At 62.3% G+C, this 16,259-nt stretch carries 18 protein-coding genes; 11 read left to right on the top strand and 7 right to left on the bottom strand.

The features are described 5' to 3' along the window. The first annotated feature begins 154 nt into the window (after nt 1-154). Nucleotides 155-1,495 (top strand): NADP-specific glutamate dehydrogenase, encoded by a 1,341-nt coding sequence (gene gdhA, locus ACFY68_RS15830; protein WP_387528950.1) that lies wholly within the window; start codon nt 155-157, stop codon nt 1,493-1,495. A 182-nt stretch (nt 1,496-1,677) separates the two neighbouring features. Here the strand turns inward: gdhA and ACFY68_RS15835 are convergent, their stop codons facing one another. The 4 genes from ACFY68_RS15835 to ACFY68_RS15850 form a co-directional block, all read right to left on the bottom strand. After that, complete coding sequence (locus ACFY68_RS15835; RefSeq protein ID WP_387528953.1) at nt 1,678-2,175, bottom strand: GreA/GreB family elongation factor; 498 nt, start codon at nt 2,173-2,175, stop codon at nt 1,678-1,680. Between the two features lie 68 nt (nt 2,176-2,243). Further along, nucleotides 2,244-2,600: a hypothetical protein gene (locus ACFY68_RS15840; protein ID WP_387528956.1), complete on the bottom strand. Its 357-nt coding sequence runs from the start codon at nt 2,598-2,600 to the stop codon at nt 2,244-2,246. 181 nt (nt 2,601-2,781) lie between these two features. After that, on the bottom strand, nt 2,782-4,635 hold the full coding sequence (locus ACFY68_RS15845; protein ID WP_387528959.1) for a DUF4105 domain-containing protein: 1,854 nt from the start codon (nt 4,633-4,635) through the stop codon (nt 2,782-2,784). Between the two features lie 75 nt (nt 4,636-4,710). Further along, nucleotides 4,711-5,199 carry a DUF3015 domain-containing protein gene (locus tag ACFY68_RS15850; protein ID WP_346614850.1) on the bottom strand — a complete coding sequence of 163 codons (489 nt, stop codon included), beginning with the start codon at nt 5,197-5,199 and terminating at the stop codon, nt 4,711-4,713. 251 nt (nt 5,200-5,450) lie between these two features. On the opposite strand from ACFY68_RS15850, the gene ACFY68_RS15855 reads away from it, so the two are divergent. The 5 genes from ACFY68_RS15855 (at nt 5,451) to ACFY68_RS15875 (ending at nt 10,180) form a co-directional block, all read left to right on the top strand. Continuing rightward, nucleotides 5,451-7,889, top strand: coding sequence for a Lon protease family protein (locus ACFY68_RS15855; RefSeq protein ID WP_387528963.1), 2,439 nt, complete (start codon nt 5,451-5,453; stop codon nt 7,887-7,889). A gap of 164 nt (nt 7,890-8,053) precedes the next feature. Next, a complete protein-coding gene (locus ACFY68_RS15860) occupies nt 8,054-8,392 on the top strand; it encodes a hypothetical protein (RefSeq protein ID WP_003247487.1) in 339 nt (112 codons plus the stop codon). A gap of 163 nt (nt 8,393-8,555) precedes the next feature. Continuing rightward, nucleotides 8,556-9,044: a TIGR00645 family protein gene (locus tag ACFY68_RS15865; RefSeq protein WP_003247486.1), complete on the top strand. Its 489-nt coding sequence runs from the start codon at nt 8,556-8,558 to the stop codon at nt 9,042-9,044. Nucleotides 9,045-9,171: 127 nt separating this feature from the next. Then, on the top strand, nt 9,172-9,477 hold the full coding sequence (locus tag ACFY68_RS15870; protein WP_387528970.1) for a DUF6482 family protein: 306 nt from the start codon (nt 9,172-9,174) through the stop codon (nt 9,475-9,477). Between the two features lie 85 nt (nt 9,478-9,562). Continuing rightward, nucleotides 9,563-10,180, top strand: coding sequence for an FKBP-type peptidyl-prolyl cis-trans isomerase (locus tag ACFY68_RS15875; protein ID WP_387528973.1), 618 nt, complete (start codon nt 9,563-9,565; stop codon nt 10,178-10,180). Nucleotides 10,181-10,380: 200 nt separating this feature from the next. Here ACFY68_RS15875 and ACFY68_RS15880 read toward each other — a convergent pair whose 3' ends face one another. The 3 genes from ACFY68_RS15880 to ACFY68_RS15890 form a co-directional block, all read right to left on the bottom strand. Then, entirely contained in the window at nt 10,381-10,626 is a 246-nt protein-coding gene (locus ACFY68_RS15880) for a hypothetical protein (protein ID WP_346614854.1), read from the bottom strand. A 151-nt stretch (nt 10,627-10,777) separates the two neighbouring features. Continuing rightward, entirely contained in the window at nt 10,778-11,119 is a 342-nt protein-coding gene (locus ACFY68_RS15885) for a zinc ribbon domain-containing protein YjdM (RefSeq protein WP_346614855.1), read from the bottom strand. Nucleotides 11,120-11,300: 181 nt separating this feature from the next. Next, nucleotides 11,301-12,269 carry a polyprenyl synthetase family protein gene (locus ACFY68_RS15890; RefSeq protein WP_387528977.1) on the bottom strand — a complete coding sequence of 323 codons (969 nt, stop codon included), beginning with the start codon at nt 12,267-12,269 and terminating at the stop codon, nt 11,301-11,303. 245 nt (nt 12,270-12,514) lie between these two features. Here ACFY68_RS15890 and rplU point away from each other — a divergent pair, with 245 nt between their 5' ends. From rplU to ACFY68_RS15915, 5 genes are all read left to right on the top strand, one after another. Next, complete coding sequence (gene rplU / locus ACFY68_RS15895) at nt 12,515-12,829, top strand: 50S ribosomal protein L21 (protein WP_003247466.1); 315 nt, start codon at nt 12,515-12,517, stop codon at nt 12,827-12,829. Nucleotides 12,830-12,867: 38 nt separating this feature from the next. Beyond that, a complete protein-coding gene (rpmA, locus tag ACFY68_RS15900) occupies nt 12,868-13,125 on the top strand; it encodes a 50S ribosomal protein L27 (protein WP_008092023.1) in 258 nt (85 codons plus the stop codon). Between the two features lie 189 nt (nt 13,126-13,314). Beyond that, entirely contained in the window at nt 13,315-14,541 is a 1,227-nt protein-coding gene (gene cgtA / locus ACFY68_RS15905; protein WP_387528982.1) for an Obg family GTPase CgtA, read from the top strand. Between the two features lie 87 nt (nt 14,542-14,628). Next, entirely contained in the window at nt 14,629-15,747 is a 1,119-nt protein-coding gene (proB, locus tag ACFY68_RS15910) for a glutamate 5-kinase (RefSeq protein ID WP_346614858.1), read from the top strand. Continuing rightward, nucleotides 15,744-16,205 (top strand): CreA family protein, encoded by a 462-nt coding sequence (locus ACFY68_RS15915; protein WP_387528986.1) that lies wholly within the window; start codon nt 15,744-15,746, stop codon nt 16,203-16,205. Before proB ends, ACFY68_RS15915 begins: the two co-directional genes overlap by 4 nt. Nucleotides 16,206-16,259: the final 54 nt, after the last annotated feature.

Genomic DNA, 16,259 nt, shown 5'->3' on the forward strand with positions numbered 1-16,259 from the left:
TTGCCCGCGACAGGTCGGCATTTTGTATACACTTATATAAAACGCACCAAATAATTTCATAAAAACGACATTTCGCCCTATTCCAGTGCGATTGCTTCTTGGTACATTCGGGAAAAAACCAATAAGTCCAATCCCTCTTGGTGAGACGTCTACCATGATCGAATCCGTCGACAACTTCCTCGCGCGCCTGAAGCAACGCGACCCGGCCCAGCCCGAATTCCATCAGGCGGTGGAAGAAGTTTTGCGCAGCCTCTGGCCGTTCCTCGAAGCCAATCCCCACTACCTGCAAGCCGGCATCCTCGAGCGCATGGTCGAGCCGGAGCGCGCCGTGCTGTTCCGCGTGTCGTGGGTGGACGACCAGGGCAAGGTCCAGGTCAATCGCGGCTACCGTATCCAGATGAGCAGCGCCATCGGCCCGTACAAGGGCGGCCTGCGCTTCCACCCGTCGGTGAACCTGGGCGTGCTCAAGTTCCTGGCCTTTGAGCAGGTGTTCAAGAACTCCCTCACCTCGCTGCCCATGGGCGGCGGCAAAGGCGGTTCGGACTTCGACCCGAAGGGCAAGAGCGATGCCGAAGTCATGCGCTTCTGCCAGGCGTTCATGAGCGAGCTGTACCGCCACATCGGCGCCGACTGCGACGTACCGGCCGGTGACATCGGCGTTGGTGCCCGCGAGATCGGCTTCATGTTCGGCCAGTACAAACGCCTGGCCAACCAGTTCACCTCGGTGCTGACCGGCAAGGGCATGACCTACGGCGGCAGCCTGATCCGCCCTGAAGCCACCGGCTACGGCTGCGTGTATTTCGCCGAAGAAATGCTCAAGCGTCGCGACCTGCGCATCGACGGCCGCCGCGTGGCCATCTCCGGTTCCGGCAACGTGGCCCAGTATGCTGCGCGCAAGGTCATGGACCTGGGTGGCAAGGTCATCTCGCTGTCCGATTCCGAAGGCACCCTGTACGCCGAAGCCGGCCTTACCGACGCCCAGTGGGATGCGGTGATGGAGCTGAAGAACGTCAAGCGTGGCCGCATCAGCGAACTGGCTGCACAGTTCGGCCTGGAATTCCGCAAGGGCCAGACCCCATGGACCCTGCCGTGCGACATCGCCCTGCCGTGCGCCACGCAGAACGAGCTGGGCACCGAAGACGCCCGCACCCTGCTGCGCAATGGCTGCATCTGCGTAGCCGAAGGCGCCAACATGCCGACCACTCTGGAGGCTGTGGATATCTTCATTGATGCCGGCATCCTGTATGCACCGGGCAAGGCCTCCAACGCCGGCGGCGTGGCCGTGTCGGGGCTGGAAATGTCGCAGAACGCCATGCGCCTGCTGTGGACCGCCGGTGAAGTGGACAGCAAACTGCACAACATCATGCAGTCGATTCACCATGCTTGCGTGCACTACGGTGAAGAGGCCGATGGCAAGATCAACTACGTGAAGGGCGCCAATATTGCCGGCTTCGTGAAAGTTGCCGATGCCATGCTGGCGCAAGGCGTGGTCTGATCCTGAAGTCTGGGGCTGCTTTGCAGCCCAATCGCCGGCAAGCCAGCTCCTACAGGTACCGCGACGGCCTCTGGCTCAGCGCTGTCCCTGTGGGACAGGTACCGCGACGGCCTCAGGCTTAGCGCTGTCAGTGTGGGAGCCGGCTTGCCGGCGATTGGGGCGCGCAGCGGCCCTGATGTTTTTCAAGCCTCGCTAACGATCTCCATGATCTCGATCATCTGATCCCCCACCGGCCGCCGCCACACCACCTCGTCCCCAGGCGCCGCGCCCAACAACGCCCGCCCCAGCGGCGATGCCCAATTGATCAGGCCCCGGCTGGCATCGGCTTCATCCTCACCAACCAGTTGCACCCGCTGCTCCTGGCCCTGCTCATCGCTAAACCTCACCCGGCTGCCGATCTGCACCTTGCTGTTCGAAGTAGCGGCAGGCACCACCTGCGCGCTCTGCACCCTTGCGCTGAAGTAACGCAAATCACGTTCGGTATCCGCCAGGCGCTGCTTGTCACCCCGTTCGCCCTGGGCCTGCAGCTCCGCTCGCAGGGCATTCAGTTCGGCCACACGCTGCTGCAGCTGGCGCAGGCCACTGGCGGTAACGTAATTGGGCTGGTCGCTGACACGCCGCTCCACCGGCTGGTCGGCCTGGGCGGCGGCCTGGTCCTCGTTGACGAATGCTCGGCTCATGCTGGGGCCTCCTTTTGCTGGAGACCATGGTGGCAGGTTGCGGGTTTCAATGGATGTCCGTTTGCGACTCAGTCGTGGCGGTAGGCCCGCGCGGCGCCGCGGTCCTTCTCCTGCTGCCACTCGCGGTCGCGATCGTCCCAGAAGCGCTCGTGGTACAGGCGCTGCTCTTCGCTGTTCTGCATCGCGTGGCACTGGCGAAAGCCGTCGTCCCAGCCGCTTTCGTACTGGCGGTTGTGCAGGTAACGCTGCACGTCCTTGCGAAAGTTGCCAACCATCAGCCCGGCCGCCTGGCGGCCGCTGCTGCAGCCGTCCTGGTAACCGTCGGCGTAGGCAGGGGGATAGCCGTTCTGGACCATCTGCTCGTGAGTGGTTTCGCAACCGGAAAGCAACAATGCGATGCACACGCCTAACCAGTACCGCGACATGGCCACAAGACCCTCGGAATGATGCTGGAAAGTCTAGGTGGCCAGTTGTCGAGGCGCTGTCAAAACAGTGTCAAAGAGTCGGTTGGTTCACAGTGTCTAGTGGAGGCTTTGCCGGCCCTATCGCCGGCAAGGCTGTGGTGTACCTGTGGGAGCCGGCTTGCCGGCGATAGGGCCAGTACAGTCAATAGTGATACCACTTTACCTCAAGCATCACTTCGTTCTGCGCGGTAGCCAGGTGGCTGAACTCCCGTGAAGCACTCAACCTCAACCCCAGGTTCTGGCTGATCTCCCACTGCTGGTTCAGGCTCACGCTGCGCCGCACCTCGCCATTGGTGAAGTAGTCGCCCTTGGCCTCTAGCGTCATGTTGCCCAGGCCGTTGCGCCACAGCAGCCCGCCGTTGAACCCCGCCGCCGGTGCGATGAACTGGGCGAAGTCGTTGTGGTGCTCGACCCGCACGGTACCCAAGGCAAAGCCCAGCAGCCCGTCGGCCAGTTGCCAGGTGCCGCCGGCGCCACCGTTCACATGGCTGACCAGCACCTCGTCGTCATGTTTGCCCGGCACCCGCTCCAAGCCACCGGTAACCTGCCAGGACCAAGGCTTGAGTAGTTCGTTACGCGGTGTCAGCGAGCGAATGGTCGCCAAGTCCAGCTGTTGCACCTGCCAGTCGTTGCCTTCGTACTGGCGCACTTTGAGCTGCAGAATCTCGATCTGCGCGCCGAGTGGGAAGCCGTAGGCGTTGTCGTTGAGGTCGTGATAGGCCATGCGCAGCCCGTATTCGGCATAGGCGCGGTCTTCACGGGTGCCGACGCCAAGCTGCCAGGTGCGCGAGTCGTGGCCGTCTTCGGGCAGGCCTGGGCGCTCGATCTGCAGTGGCGGCGGCGGGTTGCGGTTGATCGCCCGCAGCAGCTCGAAGCTGCGTGTGGCCTGGCCCGGGTCGCGTTCCTGGCCGTTGGCGCGGTAGCGCTCCAGGCGGTAGGCGGCATCCTGTACCAGCGCCTGGCGCTCACGGGGCAGGGCGGTGAACGCGGGGCTTTGAAGTTGCGTGGTGTCGGCGCTCACGGCCAGTACCTGGCGCTTTTCGTCATGGTCCAGCGGCTCGGCGCGGGCCAGTAACTCACGTTCGCGCGAAGGGCGGTAGGTTTCGCTGGCGACCAGGCCGGATTGCTTGACCGCCTTGACCGTGTCGGTGGGGATCGCGGTCAGCGGGAACTGCGAGGTCAGGTCAAGGCTCGGCCGGGCCACCTGCAGCAGCTCAAGCAGGCGGTAGGAGCAATTCTCGTCGAAGAAAAAATAATCGAACTGGACCTGCTTGAGCTCCCAGACGTGCTCGACCATGCGCCCGGTCTCTTCCGGCGTCAGGTCCAGCTGGTATTCCCACAGGTCGCGGTTTTCCAGGCTGCGGTATTCGGACAGCTTCTCCTGGTAGGGCATCAGCGCAAACAGGCCGGGATAACCGCCCATCAGGCCCTTCCAGGCATACAGGATGCTGTTGTCGCTGCCCTCGATATAAGCGCCGAAGTTGATGGCGTAGCTCAGCAGCGTGGTGTCGTCGCTGCGGGTATTGGGCTGGTCGATGCGCAGCAAGGTGTGGCCGAACATCGACGATGGGCTGTTCAGGTAAGCGGCCGGGAAGATCAGCGCCGCGCTGTGTGGGTCGATCGACTGGTACCAGGTCTTGAATTCCTGGCAGTCCGGTTGCGGCAGGCCTTGCAGGCCGAGTTGCTCACGCAGCCAGCGGGTGCGCGCGGGGAATACGCATTGGGCATGCTTGTCGCCCAGGCTCGCCGGGGCGTACAGCGCCTGTACGGTGGCGCGCAGTTCCTGGTCCGGGTGGTGTGCCCCGTCTTCGGCGAGGAAGAACTTGCGGTCGTCGACATAGCTGCGCCAGCCGCCGAGCTTGGCGGTTTCGTAATGGCCCAGGGCGATCCAGTAGGGGGTGTTGGCCAGTTGCTGGAGGCGGCCTTCATCCAGCGCAGGTGCGGCATGAACAGGGGCGCAGGCACACAGCGCCAGGTAAGCGAGGCGTTTGAGCATGTCGGGCAACTACTTCTTAACGATGCCGATAGAAAGGCGAAAACCCGCCCCGTGATGGGGCGGGAGCAGCCGCGCTTAAGCTTCGGTTGCGTACTTGGCCAGGCGTGGGTCGTTTTTCAGGACGGCCAGGGTGTTGGTGTGGACAGTTTCGGCAGTCACGTCGGCGCTGCTGAAGATCTGGTTGAAGTGCTGGTGGGCGACCGAGTTGAAGTAGCCGCGGTCTTCCGGCGCCACGCCCAGTACCACCGCGTAGGTAGTGAGCGCTTCGCCTTGGCCCATGGCCATGTCTTCGGACAGCTCGTTCATCATGCCATTCATGGCGAACCAGGACTTGCCGCCATAGGTCAGCGAAGCCTTGGTGGAGCAGCCGTTGGTGCCGGAGGTCATGCCGAAGGTGGCGTTGCCGGAGGTGCCGTTGGTGGTAGAGGCCAGGAAGTGAGCCGGGGTGCCGCGCTGGCCTTCGAACAGCATGTTGCCCCAGCCGCAGTTCGGGCCACCTGGCGCTTCGGCCATGGCGTTGAGGGAAACCACGGTGAACAGAGTACCCAGAAGAATCCGTTTCATAGCATTTGTTCTCTATTTGTCTTAACCAAGGGTCAGGTTTCTGGCAACTCGGTTGCCAAGTCGGGAAAGCGTTTCACCCACCCGCGCAGCTTGGAGTTTAGGCACGATCTAAAGGTTGCGTTGTTGATTGCGAAAAATTTGCTTGTGCATCAAGCCACCCGCCTGCGACATAAAGTCCCGAGGAGCCTTGCAAGGCGCGCGCGGGCAGCGCCAGAATGCTGCGTATCTGCCCGCCGAAGTAAGGAAACCCAATGCCCGATCCTGTCGCTGCGCGCCTGCGTCTCGCGCCTGAAGCTTTGACCAGGCGTTTTTCCCCCGAGCAGTTTGCCTTTGCCACCACCGACGATCTGGAGCCGTTTCGCGGAGTCCTGGGCCAGGAACGTGCTGTCGAGGCCCTGCAGTTCGGCGTGGCCATGCCACGCCCGGGTTACAACGTGTATGTGATGGGTGAGCCTGGTACCGGGCGCTTCTCGTTCGTCAAGCGCTACCTCAAGGCCGAGGGCAAGCGCCAGCAGACCCCGGCCGACTGGGTTTACGTCAACCACTTCGATGACACCCGCGAGCCGCGTGCCCTGGAGCTGCCGTCGGGCAGCGCCGCTGAATTCATCAGCGACATGGGTGGCCTGATCGACAACCTGCTGGCGACCTTCCCGGCGGTGTTCGAGCACCCGTCCTACCAGCAGAAGAAGGGCGCCATCGACCGCGCCTTCAACCAGCGTTACGACCGCGCCCTGGATGTGATCGAGCGCGCCTCGCTGGAAAAGGACGTGGCCCTGTACCGCGACGCCAGCAACGTGGCCTTCACCCCGATGGCCGACGGCAAGGCGCTGGACGAGGCCGAATTCGCCCAGCTGCCGGACGAAGTCCGCGAGCAGTTCCACGAGGACATCGCTTTCCTCGAGGAGCGTCTGAACGAAGAACTGGCCAGCCTGCCGCAGTGGAAGCGCGAGTCGAACAACCAGCTGCGCCAGCTCAACGAAGAAACCATCACCCTGGCCCTGCAGCCATTGCTGGCGCCGCTGTCGGAGAAGTACGCCGAGAACGCGGCGGTGTGCGCCTATCTGCAATCGGTACAGGTGAACCTGCTGCGCACCGTGGTAGAGCAACTGGTCGATGACAGCAAGGCCGACGCCGTGGCGCGCAAGCTGCTCGAAGAGCAGTACGCGCCGAGCCTGGTGGTTGGCCATCACGCTGCCGGCGGTGCGCCGGTGGTATTCGAGCCGCACCCGACCTATGACAACCTGTTCGGGCGCATCGAATACAGCACCGACCAGGGCGCCCTGTACACCTCGTACCGCCAGTTGCGCCCAGGTGCGCTGCACCGTGCCAATGGCGGTTTTCTGATCCTCGAAGCCGAAAAGATGCTTGGCGAGCCGTTCGTCTGGGATGCGCTCAAGCGTGCCCTGCAGTCGCGCAAGCTGAAGATGGAGTCGCCGATCGGCGAACTGGGCCGCGTTGCCAGTGTCAGCCTGCAGCCGCAGATGATTCCGCTCAACGTCAAGTTGGTCATCATCGGCTCGCGCCAGCTGTACTACGCGCTACAGGACCATGATTCGGACTTCCAGGAAATGTTCCGGGTGCTGGTCGACTTCGACGAAGATATGCCGATGGTCGACGAGAACCTTGAGCAGTTCGCCCAGCTGTTGCGCACCCGTACCAACGAGGAAGGCATGGCGCCGCTGACCAGCGATGCGGTGGCGCGCCTGGCGACCTACAGCGCACGCCTGGCGGAAAACCAGTCGCGCCTGTCGGCGCGCATCGGCGACCTGTTCCAGTTGGTCAGCGAGGCCGATTTCATCCGCCAGCTGGCCAGTGACGCGATGACTGACGCCGGGCACATCGAACGTGCGCTCAAGGCCAAGGCCACCCGCACTGGGCGCGTCTCGCAGCGGGTGCTCGACGACATGCTTGCCGGCATCATCCTGATCGACACCGAAGGCGCGGCCATCGGCAAGTGCAACGGCCTGACCGTGCTGGAAGTGGGCGACTCGGCGTTCGGCATGCCGGCGCGTATTTCCGCCACCGTGTACCCGGGCGGCAGCGGCATCGTCGACATCGAGCGTGAGGTCAACCTGGGCCAGCCGATCCACTCCAAAGGGGTGATGATCCTTACCGGTTACCTCGGTAGCCGCTACGCCCAGGAATTCCCGCTGGCGATCTCGGCGAGCATCGCGCTGGAGCAGTCCTACGGCTATGTGGACGGTGACAGTGCGTCGCTGGGTGAGGCGTGCACGCTGATCTCGGCGCTGTCGCGCACACCGCTCAAGCAGTGCTTTGCCATTACTGGCTCAATCAACCAGTTCGGCGAAGTGCAGGCGGTGGGTGGGGTCAACGAGAAGATCGAAGGCTTCTTCCGCCTGTGCGAAGCCCGGGGCCTGACCGGCGAGCAAGGGGTGATCATCCCGCGTGCCAACGTCGCCACGCTGATGCTCGACGAGCGCGTGCTGCAGGCGGTCGAGAACGGCATGTTCCATGTCTATGCGGTCAGCCAGGCCGACGAAGCGTTAAGCCTGCTGGTGGGCGAGGAGGCCGGGGTGCTGAACGACGAGGGCCTGTTCACCGAAGGCAGCGTCAATGCCCGGGTGGTCGAACGCCTGCGGGAAATTGCCGAGATGATCAGCGAGGAAGACATCGAGAAGGCGGAAAAGGAACGCCTGGAAGATGTCATTGCCCAGGCCAAACCGGCCTGAGTCAATAAATCGGCGCTGACGGCCATGTGCTACCGTTCAGCGCCGGTTTTCCATCTTTTTACAGCATTATTCTATGCTGGAACTTAAGGACGGCAGCAGGGTTCAGGATGGAGACAGCCCGAACGTTTTGGGCTGAACAGGGCTTATTGGAGGGGGACGCTGCCATGCGCAACCTCAGCCTTACTCGCCAGTGCCTGGGCCTGGTGACCCGTATCGAATGCAGCATTCGTCCGCTGGCCGGCGACAACGGCATGTGGACCTTGCTGTTCGCCGCCGGCATGGCCGGTGAACAACCCTCTGCCATCAAGGCCCAGGGGCCTTTTCATGGCCCGCTGGTGGCCGAGTCCGTGCTCAATGCCATCGTCGACAGCCTGACCCTGCATGGGTATCAGGTCGCCGAGGATCCGCAGATCTGGTGCCTGCACTTGCAAGCTCAGTTACGCCGGATCAACGGCGAGCGTTGCCGCAACCTTGGGGATTACCAGTTCCACCCCGAGACCTGAGAGCACGCTACGTTGTTGGTAGGACAACGCAAGCCATGTAGGAGCCGGCTTGCCGGCGATTGGGCTGCGCAGCGGCCCGCCTTTCAAGCAGGCTTTTGCTGTAACAGGTGGCTGGCTATACTCGCTGTCGCTTTTTAGTCACCTGACGAGTCCCAAACCCTCCATGGAACGTATTCTCGAAAACGCGATGTATGCCTCGCGCTGGCTGCTCGCCCCCATCTACTTTGGCCTGTCCCTCGGGCTGCTGGCCCTGGCGCTGAAATTCTTCCAGGAAGTTGTCCACGTCCTGCCCAATGTCTTTGCCCTGAGCGAAGCGGACCTGATCCTTGTGATCCTTTCGCTGATCGACATGTCGCTGGTTGGCGGCCTGCTGGTGATGGTGATGATCTCCGGCTACGAAAACTTCGTGTCGCAACTGGACATCGACGAGAGCAAGGAGAAGCTCAACTGGTTGGGCAAGATGGACTCCTCGTCGCTGAAGATGAAGGTCGCCGCCTCGATCGTGGCCATTTCCTCCATCCACCTGCTGCGGGTGTTCATGGATGCCCAGAACATCTCCACCGATTACCTGATGTGGTACGTGATCATCCACATGACCTTCGTGGTGTCGGCGTTCTGCATGGGCTACCTGGACAAGCTGACCAAGCACTGAGTATTGCCATGCCTGCGCCGCCCGTCCGTTGCAAAACGGACGGGCGGTGTTGTATTCGGCTTGTGCTTTCGGCGGGGCTGTACGAAAAATGAGCACTCATGCCTGGTTCCAGCAGCGAGGTGCTCTCATGAACCTGCATCAGCTCAATACCGAGGCCAGGGCCGGCCATGTCAACGAACTGAATCTGATTGCCATCGAAGGTGGTGATTACCTGCTCGAAGCCCGAGTCAACGGGCGCGCTCAGCCGCTCGATGACAGCCAGGGCAAACGCCTGCGCGTGCGCTCGGTGGAAGAGGCGCGGGAGCTGTTGAAACCTTTGCCGATGATGTCGATGAACCTGCTGCATTGGTCTGTGCAGGACGAGATGTGTGGCATGGGGCAACACCCGGAAGAAGACCTCAAGGTGCCCATTTCGCCGCGCTCGGCCTGGTAGCTGCTCGCAGCGCCCCAGTGTGCTAGGCTGCTCGCCCTTTTCATCAAGGGCGCGGCTGCACTGCGCCCTGCAGTGGAGCACGACAATGTCCGAACTCAACCTGTCCACCGACGAAACCCGCGTAAGCTACGGCATCGGCCGTCAGCTGGGCGGCCAGCTGCGCGACAACCCGCCACCGGGCGTTAGCCTGGAAGCTATCGTGGCCGGCCTGACCGACGCCTTCAATGGCGCCGATAGCCGCGTCAACGAAGCCGACCTGTCGGCCAGCTTCAAAGTGATCCGCGACATCATGCAAGCAGAAGCTGCTGCCAAGGCTGAAGCCGCTGCTGGCGCTGGCAAGGAATTCCTGGCCGAAAACGCCAAGCGTGAAGGCATCACCACCCTGGCTTCGGGCCTGCAGTTCGAAGTGCTGACCGCCGGCGAAGGCGCCAAGCCCACCCGCGAAAGCAACGTGCGTACGCACTACCACGGCACCCTGATCGACGGCACTGTGTTCGACAGCTCCTACGATCGTGGTCAGCCGGCTGAATTCCCGGTTGGCGGCGTGATTGCTGGCTGGACCGAAGCCTTGCAGCTGATGAACGCTGGCAGCAAATGGCGCCTGTACGTGCCGAGCGAGCTGGCCTACGGCGCCCAAGGCGTCGGCAGCATCCCGCCGCACAGCGTGCTGGTATTCGACGTCGAACTGCTCGACGTTCTGTAATGCCCTGGGGCCGCTACGCGGCCCATTCGCCGGCAAGCCGGCTCCCACAAGGACCGCGCAATACCTGAGGGTTGTGCTGTACCTGAGGGTTGTGCTGTACCTAAGGGTTGCACTGTACCTGAGGGCTGCATTGTACCTTGAGGGTTGCACTGTACCCTGTGGGAGCCGGCTTGCCGGCGATGAGGCCGGTGCTGCCGGCCTCAATTCCAGTCTGTTCCCACCGGGCGCAAGGCCCGCGCATAGCAGAACAGGAACAGATTGCGCACCAGCTCCTTGAGCACCACCGGCTCACTCGAATTCAAACCCTGCAGGTCCAGGTCGCCCTGGTCGCGCAGTTCATCGAGCGCTTCTTCCTCGAGTACGGCGCACACTTCGCCAGTCTCGCGGTGCAAGATGCGCAGGTAAGGGTGGGGGCGGTCCAGCCAGGCGTCGATCAGATAAGTCATGGCTATTCTCCTTGGATAGCAGTTCCAATGAGAATAATTCTTATTATCAAAATAGCAAGAGACTATTGGAAGAATTCTTCCGAATGGTGCGGCTGACCCTGTTGCAGGATCTGTCAGGGCCACCGTCTGGCAGCCCCGTCGCACACTAAAATCAGACCTTTCGCACGAATTCCGACTTCAACTTCATGGCACCGATGCCGTCGATCTTGCAGTCGATATCGTGGTCACCGTCGCACAGGCGGATGTTCTTGACCTTGGTGCCGACCTTGACCACCAGGGAGGAGCCCTTGACCTTGAGGTCCTTGATCACGGTGACGGTGTCGCCATCCTGCAGCACGTTGCCGACCGAATCCTTTTTCACCACGTCATCGCTGGCAGCATCAGCTTCGCCGTTGGCCGACCACTCGTGGGCGCATTCTGGGCAGATCAGCTGAGTGCCATCCTCATAGGTGTATTCGGAATTGCATTTTGGGCAGGCTGGCAGAGTACTCACTTCGGTTCCTTAAACAGACAGGCGGTTAAAGGCCCATATTGTATAAGGTTTTAGCCGGGAAATGTTTTGTCTGTACAAAAGCATTCGCGGGACAAGCCCGCTCCCACAGTTACACCTCTGCCTTGAGCTTGGTGGATAACCTGTGGGAGCGGGCTTGTCCCGCGAAGAGGGCGATGCTGGCTTAGTGTGTACGCGCGACCGCAAACTCACTCAGCTCAACCAGCGCATCCCGGTATTCACTGGCCGGCAGCACTTCCAGGCAGACAATGGCCCGCTTGACGTAATCGCGCGCCATTTGCGCGGTGTAGTCCAGAGCGCCAGAAGCCTCGACCGCTACGCGGATCTGCTCCAGGTCTTCCAGGCCACCTTTCTGGATTGCCTTGCGCACCAGTGCCGCCTGCTCAGGCGTGCCTTCACGCATGGTGTAGATCAGCGGCAGGGTAGGCTTGCCTTCGGCCAGGTCGTCGCCGACGTTCTTGCCCAGGGTTTCCGAGTCACCTTTGTAGTCGAGCAGGTCGTCGACCAGCTGGAAGGCCACACCCAGGTGGTCACCGAAGGTACGCAGGGCCTCGCGCTGCTCGTCGGTGGCTTCGGCCAGCGCGGCGGCGCTGTGGGTCGAGGCCTCGAACAGCATCGCGGTCTTGCCGCGGATGACCTCCATGTACACCTCTTCGGTGGTGCTGGCATCGCGCACGCGCGACAGCTGCAGCACTTCACCCTCGGCAATCACCCGGGTGGCCTTGGAGAGGATCTGCATGACCGGCATCGAGCCCAGTTCGACCATCATTTCGAACGAGCGCGAGTAAAGGAAGTCGCCCACCAGCACGCTCGGCGCGTTGCCCCACAGTGCGTTGGCGGTGGAACGGCCGCGGCGCATGCCCGACATGTCGACCACATCGTCATGCAGCAGGGTGGCGGTGTGCAGGAACTCGATGGTCGCGGCCAGCAGGCGCAGGTCGTCGCCTTCGCGGCCCAGGGCCTTGCCGCACAGCAGCACCAGCAGGGGGCGCAGGCGCTTGCCACCGGCGGACGTGATATAGTCGCCGATCTTCGATACCAGCGGCACGCGCGAGGTCAGCTGCTTCTTGATGATCTCGTCGACGGCGCTGAAATCGTCAGCTACCGCGCGGTAGAAGGTTTGGGGTTGCATCGGCTGCTCCATTGAGGTTGCGCGGCATGCTAGGTCGCGGGTCCCGTGGTGTCAAGGCGCGGTGCCCGGGCGGCGGGGCCGGTACTTGCAAGCAAAACCCGGGTTGCGTACAATCGCGCACCCTAACTTCCTGGGCAGCACCTGCCTTACGCAATTGCACCGGGCCGTTCCAGCCCCATGCAGCCATGCCAGCCAATACTCAATATATAAAGCGCTGGGTGAGCAGGATTATCGGAGAAATACCCATGTCTTACGCAGTAATCGTTACCGGCGGCAAGCAGTACAAAGTCGCTGAAGGTGAATTCCTCAAGATCGAAAAACTGGAAGTCGCCACTGGCGAATCCGTGACCTTCGATCGCGTTCTGCTGGTTGCCAACGGTGAAGAAGTCACCATCGGCGCTCCAGTCGTCGCTGGCGCTAAAGTTGTTGCCGAAGTCGTTTCGCAAGGCCGTCACGATAAAGTACGCATCATCAAGTTCCGTCGTCGTAAGCACCACATGAAGCGTATGGGCCACCGCCAGTGGTTCACCGAGATCAAAATCACCGGCATCCAGGCTTAATCCCCTAGATCCCCTGAATTTATTTGGAGAATTGAACCATGGCTCACAAGAAGGCTGGTGGTAGTACCCGTAACGGTCGCGACTCAGAATCGAAACGCCTTGGCGTGAAGATGTATGGCAGCCAGGTCGTCAAGGCCGGCAACATCATCGTCCGTCAGCGCGGCACCCAGTTCCACGCCGGCTACGGCGTTGGCATGGGCAAGGATCACACCCTGTTCGCCAAGATCGAAGGCGTGATCAAGTTCGAGAAGAAAGGCGAGTTCAACCGCCGTTACGTGAGCATCGTCGCCGCTTAATCGCGACGTCGCTCCAGAAGCCCCGTCATGCGACGGGGCTTTTTCGTTTGTGGTGAGCCTCTTGCAAAGCTGTTTGTATGGGCTGCCGGCGTGGGTTTCTACGGTCGTACGGGGCCGCCGCGCTCATTTTTGCAAGAGCCTCAGGTTTTTCAAGTATTCAGCTCGCCGGAAGGCGAGGGGCGGTTTTAAATGAAGTTTGTTGACGAAGTATCGATTCGGGTCAAAGCCGGTGACGGCGGCAACGGTTGCATGAGCTTCCGTCGCGAGAAATTCATCGAGAACGGTGGCCCCAACGGCGGCGACGGTGGCGATGGTGGTTCGGTGTACATGGTGGCCGACGAAAACCTCAATACCCTGGTCGATTACCGCTACACCCGTCACCACGAAGCCCAGCGCGGCTCCAACGGTGGCAGCACCGATTGCACCGGCAAGAAGGGTGAAGACCTGTTCCTGCGCGTGCCGGTCGGCACTACGGTGATCGACGCGTCCACTCAGGAAGTGATCGGCGACCTGGTTACCCCAGGCCAGAAGCTGATGGTCGCCCAAGGCGGCTGGCACGGCCTGGGCAACACCCGTTTCAAATCCAGCACCAACCGTGCGCCGCGCCAGACCACCCCAGGCAAGCCGGGTGACCAGCGCGACCTGAAGATGGAGCTGAAGGTCCTGGCCGACGTTGGCCTGCTGGGCCTGCCAAATGCCGGCAAGAGCACCTTCATCCGTTCGGTATCGGCCGCCAAGCCGAAAGTCGCCGACTACCCGTTCACCACCCTCGTGCCAAACTTGGGCGTGGTCAGCGTCGACCGCTGGAAGAGCTTCGTCATCGCCGACATCCCCGGCCTGATCGAAGGCGCATCCGACGGTGCCGGCCTGGGTATCCGCTTCCTCAAGCACCTGGCGCGTACCCGCGTGCTGCTGCACCTGGTCGACCTGGCGCCGCTGGACGGCAGCAGCCCGGCCGATGCCGCCGAAGTAATCATCAACGAGCTGACCCGCTTCAGCCCGTCGCTGACCGACCGTGAGCGCTGGCTGGTGCTGAACAAGTCGGACATGCTGATGGACGACGAGCGCGACGAGCGGGTCAAGGAAGTGGTCGAGCGCCTGCAGTGGGAAGGCCCGGTCTACGTGATCTCGGCGATCTCCAAGCAAGGCACCGAGCAGCTCAGCCACGACCTGATGCGCTACATCGAAGACCGCGCCGACCGCCTGGCCAACGACCCGGCCTACGCCGAAGAACTGGCCGAACTCGACCAGCGCATCGAAGACGAAGCCCGTGCCCAGCTGCAGGCCCTGGACGACGCCCGTACCCTGCGTCGTACCGGCGTCAAGAGCGTGCACGACATCGGCGACGACGATGCATGGGATGACGATTTCGAGGACGACGAAGACGGCCCGGAAATCATTTACGTGCGCGACTGACCGGTTGCAGTACACTAAACGCCGCTCTCTGGAGCGGCGTTTTTGTATCTACGGTATCTACAGATTCGACATAGGTTGGAAGAGAAGATGCGAAGCAAGGTGACTGGCGCCAAGCGCTGGGTCGTGAAGATCGGCAGTGCGCTGCTCACGGCGGATGGCAAAGGCCTCGACCGCGGCGCCATGGCCGTGTGGGTCGAGCAGATGGTCGCGCTGCGTGAAGCAGGCGTGGAGTTGGTACTGGTCTCCTCCGGGGCCGTGGCAGCCGGCATGAGCCAGCTGGGCTGGACTTCGCGACCGAGCGCGATGAACGAGCTGCAGGCCGCTGCTTCGATCGGCCAGATGCGCCTGGTGCAAGCCTGGGAGTCGAGCTTCGGCGAGCACGGCAAGCACACCGCGCAGATCCTTCTGACCCACGACGACCTGTCCGACCGCAAGCGTTACCTCAATGCCCGCAGCACCCTGCGCACGCTGGTCGACCTGGGTGTAGTGCCGGTGATCAACGAAAACGACACCGTGGTCACCGACGAAATCCGCTTCGGCGACAACGACACGCTGGCCGCGCTGGTGGCCAACCTGGTCGAAGCCGACCTGCTCGTCATCCTCACCGACCGTGACGGCATGTTTGACGCCGACCCGCGCAACAACCCCGAAGCCCAGCTGATCTACGAAGCCCGTGCCGATGACCCGTCGCTTGACGCCGTGGCTGGCGGTACCGGTGGCGCCCTGGGGCGTGGTGGCATGCAGACCAAGTTGCGCGCTGCGCGCCTGGCCGCCCGTTCCGGTGCCCACACCATCATCATTGGTGGCCGCATCGAGCGTGTGCTGGACCGCCTGAAGGCCGGCGAGCGCCTGGGCACCTTGCTATCGCCCGAGCGCGGCATGCTGGCAGCGCGCAAGCAGTGGCTGGCTGGCCACCTGCAAACCCGTGGCACCCTGGTGCTCGACGCCGGTGCCGTGCAGGCCTTGCGTCAAGCCAACAAGAGCCTGCTGCCGGTTGGCGTGAAGACCGTGCAAGGCAGCTTCCGTCGCGGCGAGATGGTCGTCTGCGTGGGCCCGGACGGCCTTGAAGTGGCGCGCGGGTTGGCCAACTACAGCGCACTTGAAGCCCAGAAAATCATCGGCCAGTCGTCCGAGGCCATCGAGTCGCTGCTCGGTTACAGTGCCGAGCCGGAGCTGGTGCACCGCGACAACCTGGTGCTGGTATGAACCTGCTCAAGCGTGTAATTGCCGTGTCGGCGCTGGCGTTGCCGATGCTGGCCGGGGCAGAGGAGGTCGGCCAGGTGTCGACCGTGTTCAAGTTCCTCGGGCCGAACGACCGCATTGTGGTCGAGGCTTTCGATGACCCCAAGGTCGATGGTGTGACCTGCTACCTGTCGCGTGCCAAGACGGGCGGCATGAAAGGTGGGCTGGGCCTGGCAGAAGACCGTGCGGAGGCGTCGATCGCCTGCCGCCAGGTCGGGCCGATCAGCTTCAAGGGTGAGTTGAAGGACGGCGAGGAAGTGTTCAAGGAGCGCACCTCGCTGGTGTTCAAGACCATGCAGGTGGTGCGCTTCCTGGACAAGAAGCGCAATACGCTGGTGTACCTGGTGTACAGCGACCGCATGATCGAAGGTAGCCCGCAGAATGCGGTGACGGCCATCCCGATCTTGCCTTGGGCGCATTGATGTAATCGGGAGGCCTTTGGCCTCCAATCGCTGGCAAGCCAGCTCCCACAGGGT

This window comes from Pseudomonas sp. NPDC012596 (genome assembly GCF_042902325.1).
In the GTDB taxonomy this organism is placed as follows: Bacteria; Pseudomonadota; Gammaproteobacteria; order Pseudomonadales; family Pseudomonadaceae; genus Aquipseudomonas.